Genomic DNA, 15504 nt, shown 5'->3' with positions numbered 1-15504 from the left:
CCACCCGCCCTCGCGCCGATCGGTCAGCCGATCTGCCAGAGCACCCCGTGGCTGTGCGCGATGGTCACCGCGAGCACCACCAGGTCGGCCGCGCCCAGCGCCAGGCCGAGCAGCGCGCGGCCGCGCCGGGCGGTGCCGCGCACCAGCGCCAGCGCGCCGAGCACCAGCGCGAGCGGCCCGAGCACCACGTTGAAGAGCAGCAGGCCGATCAGGCCCAGGACGAAGGAGGCGACAGCCATCCCGTCGGCCTCCCGGCCCCGCACCGCGCTCCCGGCCGTCGGCCGGGCGGTCAGCGGTGCGTCCATCCGTACGTTCAGCTGTGCGTTCATCGGATCCTCCCCGGTCATCTCGGTGGTCAGCGCCGGCGCAGGTAGGAGACGCCCTCGCGGGCGCCGAACAGCGCCAGCCAGCCGGCGATCAGCGCGGCCGCCAGCAGGAAGCCGGAGAGCGAGGTGTGGGCGGCGGCTCCCAGGAGCACGCCCATCAGTGCGAGTACCGCGACGAAGAACATGGTCGGACCCTTTCAGCTAACAACTGTTCGCCGACTTCTCCAGCATACGCTCGCCAAAGTCGGCAAACAGTTGTTTACTGAATGACGTGAGTCACACCCCCACCCCCCACCCGGCGACCGGCACCCGCGCCGCGCAGAAGGAGCAGAGCCGACGGGCCCTGCTGGACGCGGCACTGACGCTGCTGGAGCACCAGAACCTCAGCAGCCTGGGCGTGCGCGAGGTCACCCGCGAGGCCGGCCTGTCCCCCGCCGGCTTCTACCGCCACTTCCGCGACCTGGACGAGCTCGGCGTGACCCTGGTCACCGAGTCGCTGCGCAGCCTGCACCTGATGATCGAGAAGATCATGGCCGAGCAGGGCGAGCCGGAGCAGCTGATCGAGCGCACGGTCGCGGTGATCGCCCGTCACGTCCGCGAGCACCGCGCGCACATCCGCTTCCTGGCCCGGGAGCGGCACGGCGGGGTGCAGCCGGTGCGCGAGGCGATCGCCGCCGAGTTCACCGCCTTCACCGAGGAGACCGCCGCCGCGCTGGCCCTGCAGCCCGAGAGCGCCGGGTGGAGCCGGGGCGACCTGCTGATGCTGGCGGGTCTGTACGTGGAGCAGACGGTCGGCACCGCCGCCGCCTTCCTGGAGGCACCGGTCGGCTCGCGCGCCGCCGAGCAGCGGATCGCGGCCCGGGCCCGGGACCAGCTGCGGCTGATCAGCATCGGCCGGCGGCACTGGTCGACCGCGAACGGGTGACAGCCGCGGGACACCAGTGACCTTCCCGCGGGCCGGGCGTTGAACGCGGCGTCGGAACGAACGCCGGCGCGGCGGCCCGCCAACGGCCCGCCCGCCGGTCCAGTTGAGAGGAACACCCAATGCTCAAGAAGGCCCTGGCCGGCGCCGGCCTCGCTGTCGCCTCGATGGCCGCGATCGCCTCCCCCGCCTTCGCCATCGGCGACGCCGACGGTTCGGCGGCCTCGGTCTCCGGCGACGGCGGCACCAACAACACCGGCACCTTCGGGAGCCACAGCCCCAACTACCACGCCGCGGACAACCTGAACCTGTGCCTGCCCGAGGTGCACCACGTCCAGGTCGGTGCGATCCCGGTCCAGGTGGACGTGCCGATCGGCAACCAGCAGCTGCACCAGATCTGCAACGTGGGCCAGACCACCCAGGCGAACGGTGACGGCGCGCTGCTCTCGCACGCGATCGGCTGACACCCGCCGCGTCGGCCGACCCGAGCTCCGGCCGATCCGGGCGTCGCACAAAACGCCTTGTCAGGGGCACGATCCGGAAGGATCGTGCCCCTGACGGCGTTTCGGATCCTCCGTTGACCTGCCGTTCACCTTGATCCACCACCCCTTCACGATTGGTCTATACCAATCAGGTAGGCTGTCCCCCGGAAGCTGTTCGACACGGCTGTGGGGGCCATATGACTGTCCATCACCTTCCGGCACCACCGAACGACCAGGAGCTCTACTGGTACTTCGGCCCGCAACGCCGGTGGGTCCTGCTCTGCTCGTCAGCCGCCTTCGTGCTGACCGCGGGCACCATGTTCACCTTCGCCCTGCGCACTCCGGCGCTCTGGGCCTTCCTCGCCGTGCTGGCACTCAACGTGCTGGCACTGGCACTCTCCTCGCTCAACAGCCTGCGCGGCCGCCGGCTCACCCGGCAGTCGCACGAGGTGCTGGTCCGGGCCTGGCAGCCGGCCACCGCACCGGGCGTCGACCTCTACCTGCCCACCTGCGGCGAACCGCTGGACGTGCTGGCCAACGCCTACCGGGCGGTGGCCGCCGTCGACTGGCCCGGCGAGCTGACCGTCTGGGTGCTGGACGACGCCGACCGCGCCGAAGTCGCCGCGCTGGCCGACCGGTTCGCCTTCCGCTACGTGGTCCGCCCGGACCGCGGGCACCTGAAGAAGGCCGGCAACCTCAACCACGCACTGCCGCTCGGCGACGGCGAGTTCATCGCCATCCTGGACGCCGACTTCGCCCCGCGGGCGGACTTCCTGCGCCACCTGGTGCCGTACTTCGCGGACCCGGGGATCGGCATCGTGCAGAGCCCGCAGTGCTTCGACACCGACGCCACGATGAGCTGGATCGAACGGGCCGCCGGCGCCGCCCAGGAGTGGTTCTTCCGCTGGATCCAGCCCTCCCGCGACGCCAGCGACGCGGCCATCTGCTGCGGCAGCAACGCCGTCTACCGGCGCACCGCGATCGAGGCCGCCGGCGGCTTCGCCAAGCTGGCGCACAGCGAGGACATGTACACCGGACTCGCGCTGTACGAGCGGGGGTTCCGCACCCTCTACGTGCCGGTGCTGGTGGCCAAGGGCACCTCGCCGGACAGCCTGGCCTCGTTCGTCAACCAGCAGTACCGCTGGGCCATGGGCAACCTGCACCTGCTCACCGGCCGGGACCTGAAGCGGATGCGGGCGCCCTGGCGGATGCGGCTCTGCTTCTACGAGGGCATCGTCGGCTACCTCACCATGGCGGTGAACCTGTTCTGCGCGCCGCTGCCGCCGCTGGTGATGATGTACGGCTACCCCAGCCAGATCCGGCCCTGGCACGTGCTGCCGCTGCTCGCCCCGCTCTGGCTCTGGCACGTGCTGCTGCCCCGGGTCAGCCGCACCCGCTGGCGGATCGAGGTGATCCGGGCCAACGTGCTGATGTCGGTGGCCTCCGCCACCGCCTTCGTGCACACCCTGCGCGGCCGCAGCGCCGCCTGGGTGCCCACCGGCGCGGGCCGGGCCAGGCCCGGCGGAATGGCCCGCCGGGTGGTGCAGATCTCGCTCGGCTGGCTGCTGCTCTCGCTGACGGCCGCCGCGGGCGGGCTCGGCTACGACCTGGCCACCCAGGGCCTGGCGCCCAACTGGGGCATGCTCTGCTACCTGGCGGTGCAGCTGCAGATCGGCCTGCCGCTGGTCCGCGACCTGTTCGCCGAACTGCGCTCGGGCGCCCCGCGCGCCGCCAGGTCCGCACTGCTGCCCCGGCGTTGGCCCGAAGGGCTGGCGATCACCACCGGCCTGGCCCTGACCGCGCTGCTCGCCTCCGGCTGGGTGGCCCCGATGCTGCCCTGGCTCGGCTGAAAGGTCGTCACCTCCCATGTCTGTCCTCACCCGTCCGGCACGCCCGGACCTGCCCACGCTCCGCGACCGCCCGACCGCGGGCGGCCACCCCGGCTTCCGGCCGGACATCGAGGGCCTGCGCGCGGTGGCGCTGCTGGCCGTGCTCGCCTTCCACGCCGGGATCCCGCACCTGGCCGGCGGCTTCGTCGGGGTGGACGTCTTCTTCGTCATCTCCGGCTACCTGATCACCGGTCAGCTGCTGCGCGAGGCCACGGCCACCGGGCGGATCCGGTTGGCCGAGTTCTACTCCCGCCGGGCCCGCCGGCTGCTCCCCTCGGCCGCCGTGGTGCTCACGGCGGTCGCACTGGCCGGGGCCTGGCTCGCCGCGCCGCTGCGGCGCACCGACCTGGAGTACGACGTGCTGGCGTCGGCCCTGTCGCTGGCCAACTGGCGCTTCGTCGCCCAGCAGACCGACTACCTGGCGGCCGGACGGGACCCGAGCCCGCTGCTGCACTTCTGGTCGCTGGCGGTGGAGGAGCAGTTCTACCTGGTCTGGGCGCCGCTGCTGGCCCTGCTGGTGTGGCTGGCGCACCGCCGGTTCCGGGCCTCGGCGCTGACGCTGACCGTCGCGGCGAGCGCCGCCACCTTCGCCCTGTCGCTGCGCTGGACGCACGGATCGGTCTCGCTGGCCTACCTGGGCTCGCCGTCGCGGGTCTGGCAGTTCGGGGTGGGCGCGGTGCTGGCCCTGCTGCCCTGGCACCGGCTGCCCGCGCCCCGGGCGCTGCGCGCGCTGGTCGGCTGGGCCGGGGCGGCGGCCGTCGCCTGGTCGGTGGTGGTCTTCACGGCCCGCACCCCGTACCCCGGTTGGGCGGCGCTGCTGCCGACCCTGGGCAGCGCCGCGGTGATCCTGGCCGGGATCGGCGGTCGGGGCGAAGCATCCGACGCCCCGGTCCCCGCCTCCTCCGCCGCCGTGCCCGGCCACGTGCCCACCTCCACCGCCGTGCCCGCCCCCGCCGCCGTGTCCGTCCCCGGGCCGGGCCGGCTGCTGGCGCTGCCGGCGCCGCGCGCGCTGGGCCGACTCTCCTACACCCTCTACCTGTGGCACTGGCCGGTCCTGGTCATGACCGAGGCCAGGCTCGGCCCGCTCGGCTGGCCGGCCAAGGCGGCACTCACCGCGCTGGCCGCACTGCCGGCGCTGGCCACCATGCGCTGGGTGGAGCGCCCGCTGCGCAGCAACCGGGTGGTCACCGAACTGCCCCGGCGCGGGCTCTCGCTGGGGCTCAGCGCGGTGATCTTCCCGGTGGTCCTGGCGCTGGTGGTGGGCACCGGCACGCTGCGCCTGCTCGGCCCGGGCGCGCCGGTCAACCTGGCCGGGCTGCCGCCGGGGGCGCCGGAGGGCACCTCGCTGCTGATGCCCGCCGCGCTGCCCCGCCAGTCGGCCGCACTGGTGCCCGATCCGGCGCAGGCCCGCAAGGACTTCCCGCCGGACGGCGCCTGCGAGGTGCCCCCGACCGCGACCAGCAGTGGGCCCTGCCTGTTCGGCGACACCGCCGCCACCGACCGGATCGTGCTGCTCGGCGACTCGCACGCGGGCCAGTGGTTCTCCGCCGCGCTCGCGATCGCCGCCGAACGGCACTGGGGCCTGGAGGAGTTGGTCAAGCAGGGCTGCCCGCTGCCGCAGCTGACCGTGGTCAACCCGCAGTTGGGCCGCGAGTACCACGAGTGCGACAGCTGGCGGGCGAACACCCTGCAGCGGCTGGCGGGCGAGGCCAGGCCGAAGCTGATCATGGTGGCCGCGCTCAACCGCTACACCGATGACCGGGACCTGCTGGCCCGGGCCTGGGAGCAGACCCTCGCGCCGCTGCGCGAGCTCGGCGTTCCCATCGTCTACCTGACCGACACCCCGATCCCCGGCAGCGACGTGCCGGCCTGCGTCTCCGGACATCCCGTGGACACCTCGCCGTGCGACTTCCCCCGCGCCAAGGCGTTCTGGCCCGATCCGCTGGCCGAGGCCGTCGCGGCCGGCCGCGAGCCAGGGGTGCACGCGGTGGAGGTCAACTCTGTGCTCTGCCCGCAGACCGGGAGCAGTTGCCCGGCCTCACTGGAGAAGATCCTGCTCTACCGGGACGACGCGCACCTGACCAACGTGGCCGCCGTGGTGCTCACCCCGCGCCTGGAACGGCTGTTGGTGCAGGCCGGGCTGGTTCCGCCCCAGCAGGGCGCCACCGCATCCGGTGGACCCGGCGCGCCCGGCACGTCCAGTGGGGGCGGCACACCCGGCGCGGACGGCTGGACCGAGCTGCTGCACGACCAGTTCGCCGGCCCGGCCGGCAGCCGTCCCGACGGCAGCCTGTGGAGCTACGACCTGGGCACCTGCTACCCCGGCTGCCCGGCCCCGCAGTGGGGCACCGGCGAGCTGGAGACCATGACCGACTCCACCGAGAACGTCCGACTGGACGGCCAGGGCGCGCTGGAGATCCGGCCCACCCGGGACGCCGACGGCCACTGGAGCTCGGGCCGCCTGGAGTCGCGGCGCGCCGACTTCACCGCGCCCGCCGGCGGGACCCTGCGGATCTCCGCCTCGATCCAGCTGCCGCAGGTCTCCGGCGCGGCGGCGGGCGGCTACTGGCCGGCCTTCTGGACCCTGGGCGCGGGCCTGCGCGACGGGTACACCGGCTGGCCCGGGATCGGCGAGCTGGACGTGCTGGAGTCGGTCAACGGCCGCGACTCGGTCTTCGGCACCATGCACTGCGGCACCGCCGAGGGCGGACCCTGCCACGAGCCGCAGGGGCTGGGCTCGGGCGAGCACCCGTGCCCGGGCTGCCGGGACGGCTTCCACACCTACAGCGTGGAGGTGGACCGCTCCACCAGCCCCGAGCAGGTGCGCTGGTACCTGGACGGCACCGAGTACCACCGGGTGACGGCCGACCAGGTCGACCCCGCCGCCTGGGACCGGGCGGTGCACCACGGGATGTTCCTGATCCTGGACCTGGCCGTGGGCGGCGGCCTCCCCACCGCCTTCGGCGGCACGGTCACCGCCGCGACGGAACCCGGCCACGCGATGCGGGTCCAGTGGGTCTCGGTGAGCAGCAAGCAGTGACGGGGACGGGGCGGCCCGCCGCAGTGGCGGCCCGCCCCGTCCGCGCCCGGTACGTTCCGTGTCCGCATCCGCATCCGCGTCCGTGGTTGCGGACACGGGCGCGGACACGGGCGCCCGTCCGCGCCCGGGCATCACCCTGGCGGAATGGCTCACCGACTGGCTCCGCGGCAACGTCACCGCCCCGACGTTCCCGTCCGTCCCTGCCCGCCCCGGCTGCCCCGAATGCCCCGTCCATTGACGGACAGCGCACGACCGGCGTCCGTCAGCTGTCATGCGTCGTCAGGCACACGTCGGGGGGCCGCGGCCCCAGACGCGGGCGCCGCGCCGGGGGTCCTTCTGTGTTTTGGGTCCGCCCGCCCCCGGGGGGCCCCCGCCCCCCGCCGGCGGGCCCCCCGACGGTCGATCAGAAGTTGATCATGTGTCCGGCCAGGCCGTGGATGGCCTCCTTGACCGCCTCGCCCAGGGTCGGGTGCGCGTGGACGTTGCGCGCCACCTCGTGCACCGTCAGGTCCCACTGCTGGGCCAGCGTCAGCTCCGGCAGCAGCTCGGTGACCTCGGGGCCGATCAGGTGCGCGCCCAGCAGCTCGCCGTGGGTGTTGTCGCAGATCACCTTGACGAAGCCGCCGGGGTGGCCGAGGCCGTGCGCCTTGCCGTTGGCGGTGAACGGGAACTTGGCGACCTTGACGTCGTAGCCCAGGTCGCGGGCCTGCGCCTCGGTGTAGCCGAAGCTGGCCACCTGCGGCTGGCAGTAGGTGGCACGCGGCACCATGGCGAAGTCGACCTCCATGGTCTCCGCGCCGCCGATGGTCTCGGCCGCGATCACGGCCATCGCCTCGGCCGCGTGGGCCAGCATCAGCTTGGCGGTCACGTCGCCGATCGCGAAGATGTGCGGCACGTTCGTGCGGCCGCGACCGTCCACCGCGATCGCCCGGCGCTCGGTCAGCGCCACGCCGGTGGCCTCCAGGCCGTAGCCGTCGACCCGCGGCGCGAACCCGATCGCCTGCAGCACCTTGTCGGCCTCCAGCACCTGCTGCTGGCCGTCCTTGGTCACGGTCACCCGGACCTTGGCGTTCGGGTCGCTGTCGTCGATCGCGTCCACCCGGGTGGAGGTGAGGATCTCGATGCCGAGCTTCTTGTACTGCTTGCCCAGCTCGGTGGAGACGTCCACGTCCTCCAGCGGGACCACGCGGTCGAGGAACTCGACGATGGTGACCTTGACCCCGTAGCTGTTCAGCACGTAGGCGAACTCGACGCCGATCGCGCCGGCGCCGGCGATGATGATGCTCTCCGGCAGGGTGCTGCTGAGGATCTGCTCCTCGTAGGTCACCACCCGGTCGCTGAGCGAGGTGCCGGGCAGCAGGCGGGTGGTGGCGCCGGCCGCGATGATGCAGTGGTCGAAGGTGACGGTGGCGTACCCGCCCGCGGTCAGCGCGACCTGCAGGGTGTGGTCGTCGACGAAGGTGCCGCGGCCGTTGTACTCGTCGATGCCGTTCTTCTTCATCAGGTAGTGGATGCCGGCCACCCGGCCGTCCGCCACCTTGCGGCTGCGCAGGTAGGCCTCGTTGTAGTCGAAGGTCACCTGGCCCTCGACCTTGATGCCGAAGGTCTTGGCCTCGCGGGTGAAGATGGTCGCCAGCTCGGCGTTGCGCAGCAGCGCCTTGGAGGGGATGCAGCCGACGTTCAGGCAGACCCCGCCCCAGTACTTCTCCTCGATCACCGCGGCCTTCAGCCCGAGCTGCGCGGAGCGGACCGCGGCGGTGTAGCCGCCGGGGCCGGCTCCCAGGACAACGACGTCGTAGTGCGTGCTGCTCATGATCCTCGTTCCGGGTAACGGTGATGACAGTGCCGCGACGACTGTATTACCCCGGAGGGCCCTGGTTCTTCCCGGGCCGATCGAGCGGGTTACTTCCCCAGGTGCGCGAGGAAGTCGAGCAGCGCCTCGTTGACCTCGGCAGGACGCTCCTGCTGGGTCCAGTGGCCGCACCCGGGCAGGGTGAGCTGGGCGTGCAGGGCCGGGGCGATCTGCGGCAGGGCGGCCCGCAGCCGGTCCACCCCGCGCAGCGTGGTGACCATGTCGCGCTCGCCCACGATGTAGAGGGCGGGGACCGGGACGCCCAGGCCGCGGAGCGCGGCGAGCAGCTCGTGGTTGCGGTCGATGTTGCGGTACCAGTTCAGCGGGCCGGTGAACGCGTGCGCACCGTGCACCGAGTAGTCCTCGACGAAGACCGCGAGGTCCTCCTCGGTCAGCCAGCCGGGCAGCTCGCGGGGGCGTCCGAGCAGGTCGAGCAGGCTGGCGCCGTCGGGGATCACCCAGGGCCGGGGCTCGCCGGGCCGGTCGCCCGAGCCGCCGGCCAGGATCGACCGCAGGCTGGCCGCCGGATCGGCCGCCAACTCGGCGTCGGCCCGGCCGGGCTGCTGGAAGTAGAGCTGGTAGAAGCCGTCGCCGTAGGTCTCCCGGCTGAGCGCGGTCGGCGACAGGCCGGCCGGGATCGCGGGCGGGGTGCTCAGGCCCGCCACCCCACGGACCAGGTCCGGACGCATGACAGCGGTGAGCCAGGCCACCGGGCCGCCCATGTCGTGGCCGACCAGCACCGCGTCCTCGGCGCCGAGTGCGCGGATCAGCGCGACCACGTCGCCCACCAGGTGCGGCAGGGTGTACGACTCGACCGCCTCGGGGCGGTCGCTGCGCCCGTAACCGCGCTGGTCGGGGGCCACCACCCGGTAGCCGGCGTCGGCGAGCGGCCCGAACTGGTGGCGCCACGAGTACCAGCTCTCCGGGAACCCGTGCAGGAGCAGCACCAGCGGCCCCTCTCCCTGCTCGGCAATGTGCAGGCGCACCCCGTTGACCTCGACGAATCCGTGCTTGACCTGGTCGGTCACGGCCCCTCCTCGGACTGTTGTTACCCGCGCGTACGGGCCCAGCCTCTCCCGGGCGCCACGGGGTCAGCAAGGGGCCCGGAATGCGGAATGCCCGGCGCCCCCTTCCCGCCGTGGTGGCGGGGAGGGGGCGTCGGGTTGGGTGACCCTGGGTCAGCGGGGTCAGCGCTCTCAGATGCTGAGGACCTGGCCCGGGAAGATGACGTCGGGGTTGCTGCCGACGGTCTTGACGTTCTTGCTGTAGAGGGCGTCCACGGTGGTGTGGTGGGCGGCGGCGATGGCGCTGAGGGTGTCGCCGCTCTTGACGGTGTAGCTGCCCGTGCCGGTGTTGGTGCTGGTGACGACCTTGTAGGTCTTGCGGTCGGCCTGGTGCTGCTGCTGCGGGGCGGGCTGGTCGGCCTGCTTGGCCGCCGGGGCCTGCTGCTGCACCGGGGCGGCGGTCTGCTGGACCGGGGCGGCCTGATCCTTGGTCGTGCTGGCAGTGCTGGTGGTGGTGCTGGTGGTGTCGACCTGGGCGGGGGCGCCGCCGGCGGTCAGGCCGGCCTTGACCGAGCAGACCGGCCAGGCGCCGGGACCCTGGTCGGCCAGGACCTTCTCGGCGATCGCGATCTGCTGGGCCTTGGTGGCCAGGTTCGCCTGCGCCGCGTACTGGGTGCCGCCGTAGGCGGCCCAGGTGGAGGAGGTGAACTGCAGACCGCCGTAGAAGCCGTTGCCGGAGTCGATGCTCCAGTTGCCGGTGCTCTCGCACTGCGCGACCGCGTCCCACGTCGAGGCCGGGGCGGCCGAGGCCGAGTTCGCCGCGACGAGGCCCGCCACCGGAAGGGCCAGCATCGCGCCGCCCATGACAGCCATCCGGACCCGGTTGCGCTTCGGCGCAGTGGTGGCGGCGGCAGTGGTGGCGGTGGTCTCGTTGCGGAAAGTCAAAGTGATCCCTCTCGACAAGGTCCCGGTGGGCGCACGGAACCACACCCCCCAGAGGGGCTGCTGGTTCACGGTCCGCGTCCTGCGGACGGACGGCGGCGCGTCCAACGCCTGCCGTACCGTCCCGGCCAGCCGCAGGGAACCCGCACCCCGCCTGAGCGGTGGCGTGTTCCCCGGGCGGTCCCGGGTTGCGCTTGCTGCGCTGACACCGAACGTACGGACCCCCCTGCCCGGTATCAACCATTTCGGGATCCGCCCAGGTCAACCCCCGTTACCCACGGAAACCCGACCCACCGAAATGGTCTGGACCAGCGAAAAATGCGCATCCCTGACACCGCGCACCACCCCCGCTGTGACCGACACCACCACCCACCACCCCCAAAACGTCAACGCATCGCACCGCAGGCACTACGCAACGCCACAATCCGCCCACCCCGTGGCCCCCACCACACACCAACACCCACCGCGGCGGTGCGAGGTCCTGACACCCGTCCATCCTGATTGCCGGCGCCGTCAAGCGTTGACCGCCGTCAGCCCGGCGGGAAGGCCTCTCCGCCAGAGGGCTCGGCCCGGCAACCGCCAGCGGTTCAAGCAGGGATCACGTGTGTGCCTCCAGAAGCTGGTAGAACCGGGGTCGGATGTGGCGGCGGACCACGCGTTTCGGAGGCATCGTGTCGGGACCCGCAGTCGGGCTGTGGCTCTTCGAACCTTGCGCCTTCGAGGACATCCTGGCCGGAGTGGTCCCGTGGTTGGAGACCTTCTGCGAGCCGGTCGAGACCGAGGCCAGTGGCGATCTGGCCTTCTGGGTGCGAGACGCTTCGTCCTTGGGGCTGCAGGACTTCGATCCGATCGGCGTAGGCGGCTTCTTCTTGTCGGAGGACGACTACATGCCGACGGACGACGAGGACTACTCGGCCTTCTCGCCGCCGCCGGTGCAGGGGTTGCTCCTCTGCGCCGGCTGCTCGGCCACCTGACCCTCGCCTTGGCGCGCGGTCTCGGCGCGCTGGTCGACTTCGACGGCGTCCTCGGTTACCCAGTCCCGCGCGATGAGACGCGCGACGAGGCGGACCTCGCCAGGGCCAGGGCATTGGTGGCCTCCCTACCGGGGAAGATCGCGGAGGTCTCCTACGACACAGGCGGCGCTGGCCGCTGGTTCCGGCACGTGGGCGACGTGGAGTTCCTGGCGGCCTGGCTTCGGCATCCTGACTTCCACCTGGTCAAGTAGCCGCCCCGAACGCGGAGGCCACATCGGGGACGCCCGCCGACCCGGATCTCTGAGCAGCACGTCCAAGAGTGCCGTGTTCGATGAGGACGGTTGGATTGATCTTCGTTGCCTCGGTGTGTGGGCGTCGTTATGCCGGTGACGCGTGTGCAGCACTTGAGGAGGAGCAGGCATGGTGGCGGAGGTCAGTCGCCGACGGTTCTTTGCTTGGGCGGGCGCAGGGGTCGCCGTTGCGGCGGCGTTCCGGGCCCCCAACCCGGCGAGCGCGGCCGTGACGGTGCGCATCCGCCCGGAGGTCAAAACGTTGAAGGCAATCGAGTGGGACGCGTACGTCAACGCGGTCAAGGCCCTGCACCGCGCGAGCGACGACCGATACAGCCGGCTGGTGCTCGAGCAGTACAACAACGTCACGCGAGGGCACGGGGTGCCGGCCTACTTCCCATGGCACCGCGAGTACCTGCACCGCTTCCAGCAGGAGCTGCACCTCATCAACCCCCAGGTAACAGTGCCCTACTGGGACTGGACTCGTGATGCCGCAGCGCCCCAGGACTCCGTCGTACTCGGCAACTCCATGTTCGGCGGAAAGGGCGCCCCGAAGACCGGCTGCGTGACTACCGGGCAGTTCGCGAACTGGCAGGCCACCGTACCAACCGAGCACTGCCTCATCAGGACCACCGATCCCAGCATCGGCCCCCTCTGCAGCAGCAAAACGGTCGAGTCCGTCCTGACCCACTCCGCGAGCTACGACCACCTGCGCCAGGCCGTCGAAGGACAGGTCAGCAGCAGCTTTCACACTGCGATCGGCGGCCTGCACGGCGACATGTCGTACATGTACTCGCCCAACGACCCGCTCTACTGGTCGCACATCGCGTTCATGGACCTCCTGTGGGCCGAATGGCAGGCCCGCAACCCTGCGCTCGCCCACACCTACGATGGCGGCAACGGGGTGAGCCCCAGCGACAACCTGCTTCCGTTCAACGTGCGTGTCTCCGACACTTTCGACACCCGCAGCATCCGCTACAGCTATGCCTACCCCCGCTGGTCCGGCGCCGCGTAGACGACACCATTCGCCCAGACGACACCGTCGCAAGTCCCGGAGCTCATGACGGCATCGAGACCTCTGCAATTCTGCGTTGGCTCCTCTCCGACGCTGCCCGAGGCTCCAGACTGTTCGCACCGAAGTGACGACCCGACAGCCCTGAAACATGCGTCCCTGCCGGAGCCGGCCGAGCGTGGACCGTGGCTGCGGCGGGCACGCCCCGGTCACTGAACTACGGTGTCTGGCTATGAACACTGAAGGCTGGTTGGCAGACACCCGGACGTCCTACGACACCGTCGCCACCAGCTATGCGGACCAAGTGCGCGACCTCCTGGACCAAACGCCCTACGAACGCACGGCCCTGACGCTGTTCGCCGAGCTTGTGCAGACCACCGGCAGGGGGCCAGTCGCGGACGTGGGATGCGGGTCGGGGAGGATTGCGGCCTACCTGCGCGACCTGGGCATGGACACGTTCGGGATTGATCTGTCGCCCGCGATGATCGAGGTGGCTCGGCGTGATCATCCCGGCCTACGGTTCGAGGTCGGTTCCATGACGGACCTTGACCTCCCCGACGCCTCGATGGCGGGCCTGGTCGCCTGGTACTCGCTGATACATGTCCCTGACGACGAGATCGGCTCGGTCTTCGCGCACTTCCGGCGAGTGTTGCGGCCCGGTGGTCCGCTGCTACTCAGCTTCCACGTCGGTGATGAGTCGCGGCTGAAGACGGAGGGCTACGGCGGCCACCCGATGAAGACCTACGTCCATCGCCGCCAGCCTGGCCACGTGGCCGCCTGGCTCGACGATGCCGGCTTCGCGGTCGAGGCGCAGATGACGCTCAGCTCAGCTGAGAGCCCGCTCGGAGCCATTCTCTTCGCGCGCCGCCAGTCCGATACCCAGTAGGGCCGTAGCTCGACTCGTTCTTGCAGATCACCGGCATAACCAGGTGCGAGCCCCTGGCCGCGACTTGTCAGGGAGGCGACCCGGGCCAGCGATCACAAGCCACCGACGCTCCGGCCCCGGCCCTCAATGAACCGTACGTCGAGGCGACGCGCACGTTGATCAGAAGTGAGCGGATTCCTCCGCCCGTCCTCCTCGGTGAGAGTCAGGACGACCTGGTCCAAGCGTGCCAAGTTCACGTCGAGCCCGATCGGTTCGGGTGGCTCCGTTCGTGGCCCGTCGATGGGCTCGATCTTGGCTTGGGCGCAGGGCTGTCTCCGGAAATGTCGCTGGTGGATGCCAGAATCCGGGCGTGCCAGACGCTGATTACTTCTTCGCCTTCGACGACCTCGCCGCCCTGGCCGTGATCGAGGCCGGAGGCCCGTCCTTTGTCGGGCTGGACGTGATCTTCCTCAAGGACATCGATCCGGTCGACGCCATCGCCCAGCTCGAGGCGGTCATGACGAACTGCAGCTATGAAGAGGCCTGCCAGCGGCCGGGGGTGGGCCAGTTGCTGTCGTCCGAGGACGTGGACAGTCCGTTCGTGCTGACCGTGTCGGACACGCTGTTCGATGTACTGGCCTCTGCCAGCCGGGACAGCATCGTGGCCGCGGCCGAGGCGTGGACTTCGGGCGGCGGGGTGGTCGGACTCGATACCGCGACAGCAACGGTGATCGTGGAGGCACTGGTCGGCCTGGCCAAGCGTGCTCGCTTCGCCGACCTGCGGCTGTATTGCTGGTGGACGCTGTGACGGGTCACTCCTGCGGGGAGCGGTCATCCGCCGGCAGCTCGAGGCAGGCCCGGGTTCGGTAGGAGCCGCCGGTGAGGGTGAGCCCTCGCTGCGGTGGGCCTGGCGGTCGATCATCGCGATGGCGACTGAATCGTCGGACGGTCAGGTGTGGCCGCCCCGTGCCCGGGCAGCCCGAGCAGGATCTCCCTTCCCCGCAAACGTCGGCCCACACGACTTTCCCCTCACCCTGAAGCGGCACCGGAACGGGCGGTCCAACGGCTTCGCCGACTCCCTCCAGGGGAGGCCGACGCCCTCTACGAGCTCCCTCGCGGCGTGACGCCGGTGGCTGGCGGCGCGGCTGCCGTAGTTCCTGTCCACGTCGCTCGCCGGTTCAAGAGCGCCAGTCAGACGTGAACAGCGTGGACTTGGGTCGCCGACAGGTGGAGTTCGTACGGCAGGCAGCAGTCGGAGGAAAGGGTGGCTACGAGGGTCCCGCAGACACACAGTTGGTTCATGCCGCCGTACGGGGTCGCTCCGCAGCAGGCGGCGGAAACGTGCCGCAGTGACAGCCCGCGCGCGTCGTCCGGGTTGACGACGATGTTGCCCCTGGGGCCCAGCGACATCAACGGCTTGCCGTCTGCGTTGTAGTGACTGCCGTGACGCGGCATGACCGGCCCGTGTATGTCGGTGGCTACCAGGGGTGCGCCGTACGGCTCCGTCTCGATCGCGTAGTGCCCCGATGGCACGGTTGCCGGCGACGGACCGGGTACGTCGGCGTCCCACCATGCGTAGTACGGCGCCTCCGGTACTGCCGGGAGCCGCGTGACCGGTCCCGTCACCGGGGCGCCGCACGTGGCACAGACGAACATCACCGCTCTGGTCTCGGCACCTGAGTCGGTGTCGTCGGCTGTCGGGTCGGTCTGTCCGCGGCCCGTCTCGCTGTTGCTCTGTCCCTGGTCCTGTAGTTCCTGCATGTGCTGACCGTATGCGGCACGTTCCATGGCGCGGTGTGGTGGGTGTTGGCGTGTGGTGGGGGCCACGGGGCGGGCGGATTGTGGCGTTGCGTAGTGCCTGCGGTGCGATGCGTTGACGTTTTGGGGGTGGTGGGTGGTGGTGTCG

General features: G+C 71.2%; 13 protein-coding genes and 1 pseudogene. 8 read left to right on the top strand and 6 right to left on the bottom strand.

The features are described from left to right. Positions 1–23: 23 nt before the first annotated feature. Positions 24–329: a DUF4190 domain-containing protein gene (locus ACFW1A_RS27535; protein ID WP_380413130.1), complete on the bottom strand. Its 306-nt coding sequence runs from the start codon at positions 327–329 to the stop codon at positions 24–26. A gap of 26 nt (positions 330–355) precedes the next feature. After that, positions 356–511, bottom strand: coding sequence for a hypothetical protein (locus tag ACFW1A_RS27530; protein ID WP_380413128.1), 156 nt, complete (start codon positions 509–511; stop codon positions 356–358). 86 nt (positions 512–597) lie between these two features. Between ACFW1A_RS27530 and ACFW1A_RS27525 the strand changes: the two genes are divergently transcribed. The 4 genes from ACFW1A_RS27525 (at position 598) to ACFW1A_RS27510 (ending at position 6659) form a co-directional block, all read left to right on the top strand. Further along, entirely contained in the window at positions 598–1251 is a 654-nt protein-coding gene (locus tag ACFW1A_RS27525) for a TetR family transcriptional regulator (RefSeq protein WP_380413124.1), read from the top strand. Between the two features lie 119 nt (positions 1252–1370). Next, positions 1371–1712, top strand: a complete 342-nt coding sequence (locus tag ACFW1A_RS27520; RefSeq protein WP_380413121.1) for a rodlet layer protein — start codon at positions 1371–1373, stop codon at positions 1710–1712. Positions 1713–1927: 215 nt separating this feature from the next. Then, a complete protein-coding gene (locus ACFW1A_RS27515) occupies positions 1928–3580 on the top strand; it encodes a glycosyltransferase family 2 protein (RefSeq protein WP_380413119.1) in 1653 nt (550 codons plus the stop codon). Between the two features lie 16 nt (positions 3581–3596). Beyond that, complete coding sequence (locus ACFW1A_RS27510) at positions 3597–6659, top strand: acyltransferase family protein (RefSeq protein WP_380413117.1); 3063 nt, start codon at positions 3597–3599, stop codon at positions 6657–6659. A gap of 403 nt (positions 6660–7062) precedes the next feature. On the opposite strand, the gene lpdA is transcribed toward ACFW1A_RS27510, so the two are convergent. The 3 genes from lpdA to ACFW1A_RS27495 all read right to left on the bottom strand — a co-directional run bounded on the left by lpdA (position 7063) and on the right by ACFW1A_RS27495 (position 10460). Beyond that, on the bottom strand, positions 7063–8472 hold the full coding sequence (gene lpdA, locus ACFW1A_RS27505; RefSeq protein WP_380413115.1) for a dihydrolipoyl dehydrogenase: 1410 nt from the start codon (positions 8470–8472) through the stop codon (positions 7063–7065). An 89-nt stretch (positions 8473–8561) separates the two neighbouring features. Further along, positions 8562–9539 carry an alpha/beta hydrolase gene (locus ACFW1A_RS27500; protein ID WP_380413113.1) on the bottom strand — a complete coding sequence of 326 codons (978 nt, stop codon included), beginning with the start codon at positions 9537–9539 and terminating at the stop codon, positions 8562–8564. A 168-nt stretch (positions 9540–9707) separates the two neighbouring features. Then, on the bottom strand, positions 9708–10460 hold the full coding sequence (locus tag ACFW1A_RS27495; protein WP_380413111.1) for a transglycosylase family protein: 753 nt from the start codon (positions 10458–10460) through the stop codon (positions 9708–9710). 635 nt (positions 10461–11095) lie between these two features. Between ACFW1A_RS27495 and ACFW1A_RS27490 the strand changes: the two are divergent. The 4 genes and pseudogenes from ACFW1A_RS27490 to ACFW1A_RS27475 all read left to right on the top strand — a co-directional run bounded on the left by ACFW1A_RS27490 (position 11096) and on the right by ACFW1A_RS27475 (position 14406). Further along, a pseudogene (locus tag ACFW1A_RS27490) lies at positions 11096–11682 on the top strand (DUF6368 family protein). Between the two features lie 169 nt (positions 11683–11851). Then, positions 11852–12736: a tyrosinase family protein gene (locus tag ACFW1A_RS27485; protein WP_380413109.1), complete on the top strand. Its 885-nt coding sequence runs from the start codon at positions 11852–11854 to the stop codon at positions 12734–12736. 229 nt (positions 12737–12965) lie between these two features. Beyond that, positions 12966–13619, top strand: coding sequence for a class I SAM-dependent DNA methyltransferase (locus tag ACFW1A_RS27480; RefSeq protein WP_380413106.1), 654 nt, complete (start codon positions 12966–12968; stop codon positions 13617–13619). 349 nt (positions 13620–13968) lie between these two features. After that, the gene (locus tag ACFW1A_RS27475; protein ID WP_380413103.1) at positions 13969–14406 is read left to right on the top strand and encodes a hypothetical protein; all 438 of its coding nucleotides are present in this window, start codon (positions 13969–13971) and stop codon (positions 14404–14406) included. A gap of 383 nt (positions 14407–14789) precedes the next feature. On the opposite strand, the gene ACFW1A_RS27470 is transcribed toward ACFW1A_RS27475, so the two are convergent. Continuing rightward, on the bottom strand, positions 14790–15504 hold a 715-nt coding region (locus ACFW1A_RS27470), incomplete at its 5' end, for a hypothetical protein (protein WP_380413101.1).

Origin of the sequence: Kitasatospora sp. NPDC058965 (assembly GCF_042741245.1) — a bacterium.
In the GTDB taxonomy this organism is placed as follows: Bacteria; Actinomycetota; Actinomycetes; order Streptomycetales; family Streptomycetaceae; genus Kitasatospora.
Note: the sequence above shows the minus strand (reverse complement) of the source record. Positions and strands in the feature narration are given on the sequence as shown.

Bases quoted from the DNA above. Each gene is read 5' to 3' on its own strand.
- ACFW1A_RS27535 (WP_380413130.1), bottom strand. From the start codon at position 329: ATGAACGCACAGCTGAACGTACGGATGGACGCACCGCTGACCGCCCGG.
- ACFW1A_RS27530 (WP_380413128.1), bottom strand. From the start codon at position 511: ATGTTCTTCGTCGCGGTACTCGCACTGATGGGCGTGCTCCTGGGAGCC.
- ACFW1A_RS27520 (WP_380413121.1), top strand. From the start codon at position 1,371: ATGCTCAAGAAGGCCCTGGCCGGCGCCGGCCTCGCTGTCGCCTCGATG.
- ACFW1A_RS27515 (WP_380413119.1), top strand. From the start codon at position 1,928: ATGACTGTCCATCACCTTCCGGCACCACCGAACGACCAGGAGCTCTAC.
- ACFW1A_RS27510 (WP_380413117.1), top strand. From the start codon at position 3,597: ATGTCTGTCCTCACCCGTCCGGCACGCCCGGACCTGCCCACGCTCCGC.
- lpdA (WP_380413115.1), bottom strand. From the start codon at position 8,472: ATGAGCAGCACGCACTACGACGTCGTTGTCCTGGGAGCCGGCCCCGGC.
- ACFW1A_RS27485 (WP_380413109.1), top strand. From the start codon at position 11,852: ATGGTGGCGGAGGTCAGTCGCCGACGGTTCTTTGCTTGGGCGGGCGCA.
- ACFW1A_RS27480 (WP_380413106.1), top strand. From the start codon at position 12,966: ATGAACACTGAAGGCTGGTTGGCAGACACCCGGACGTCCTACGACACC.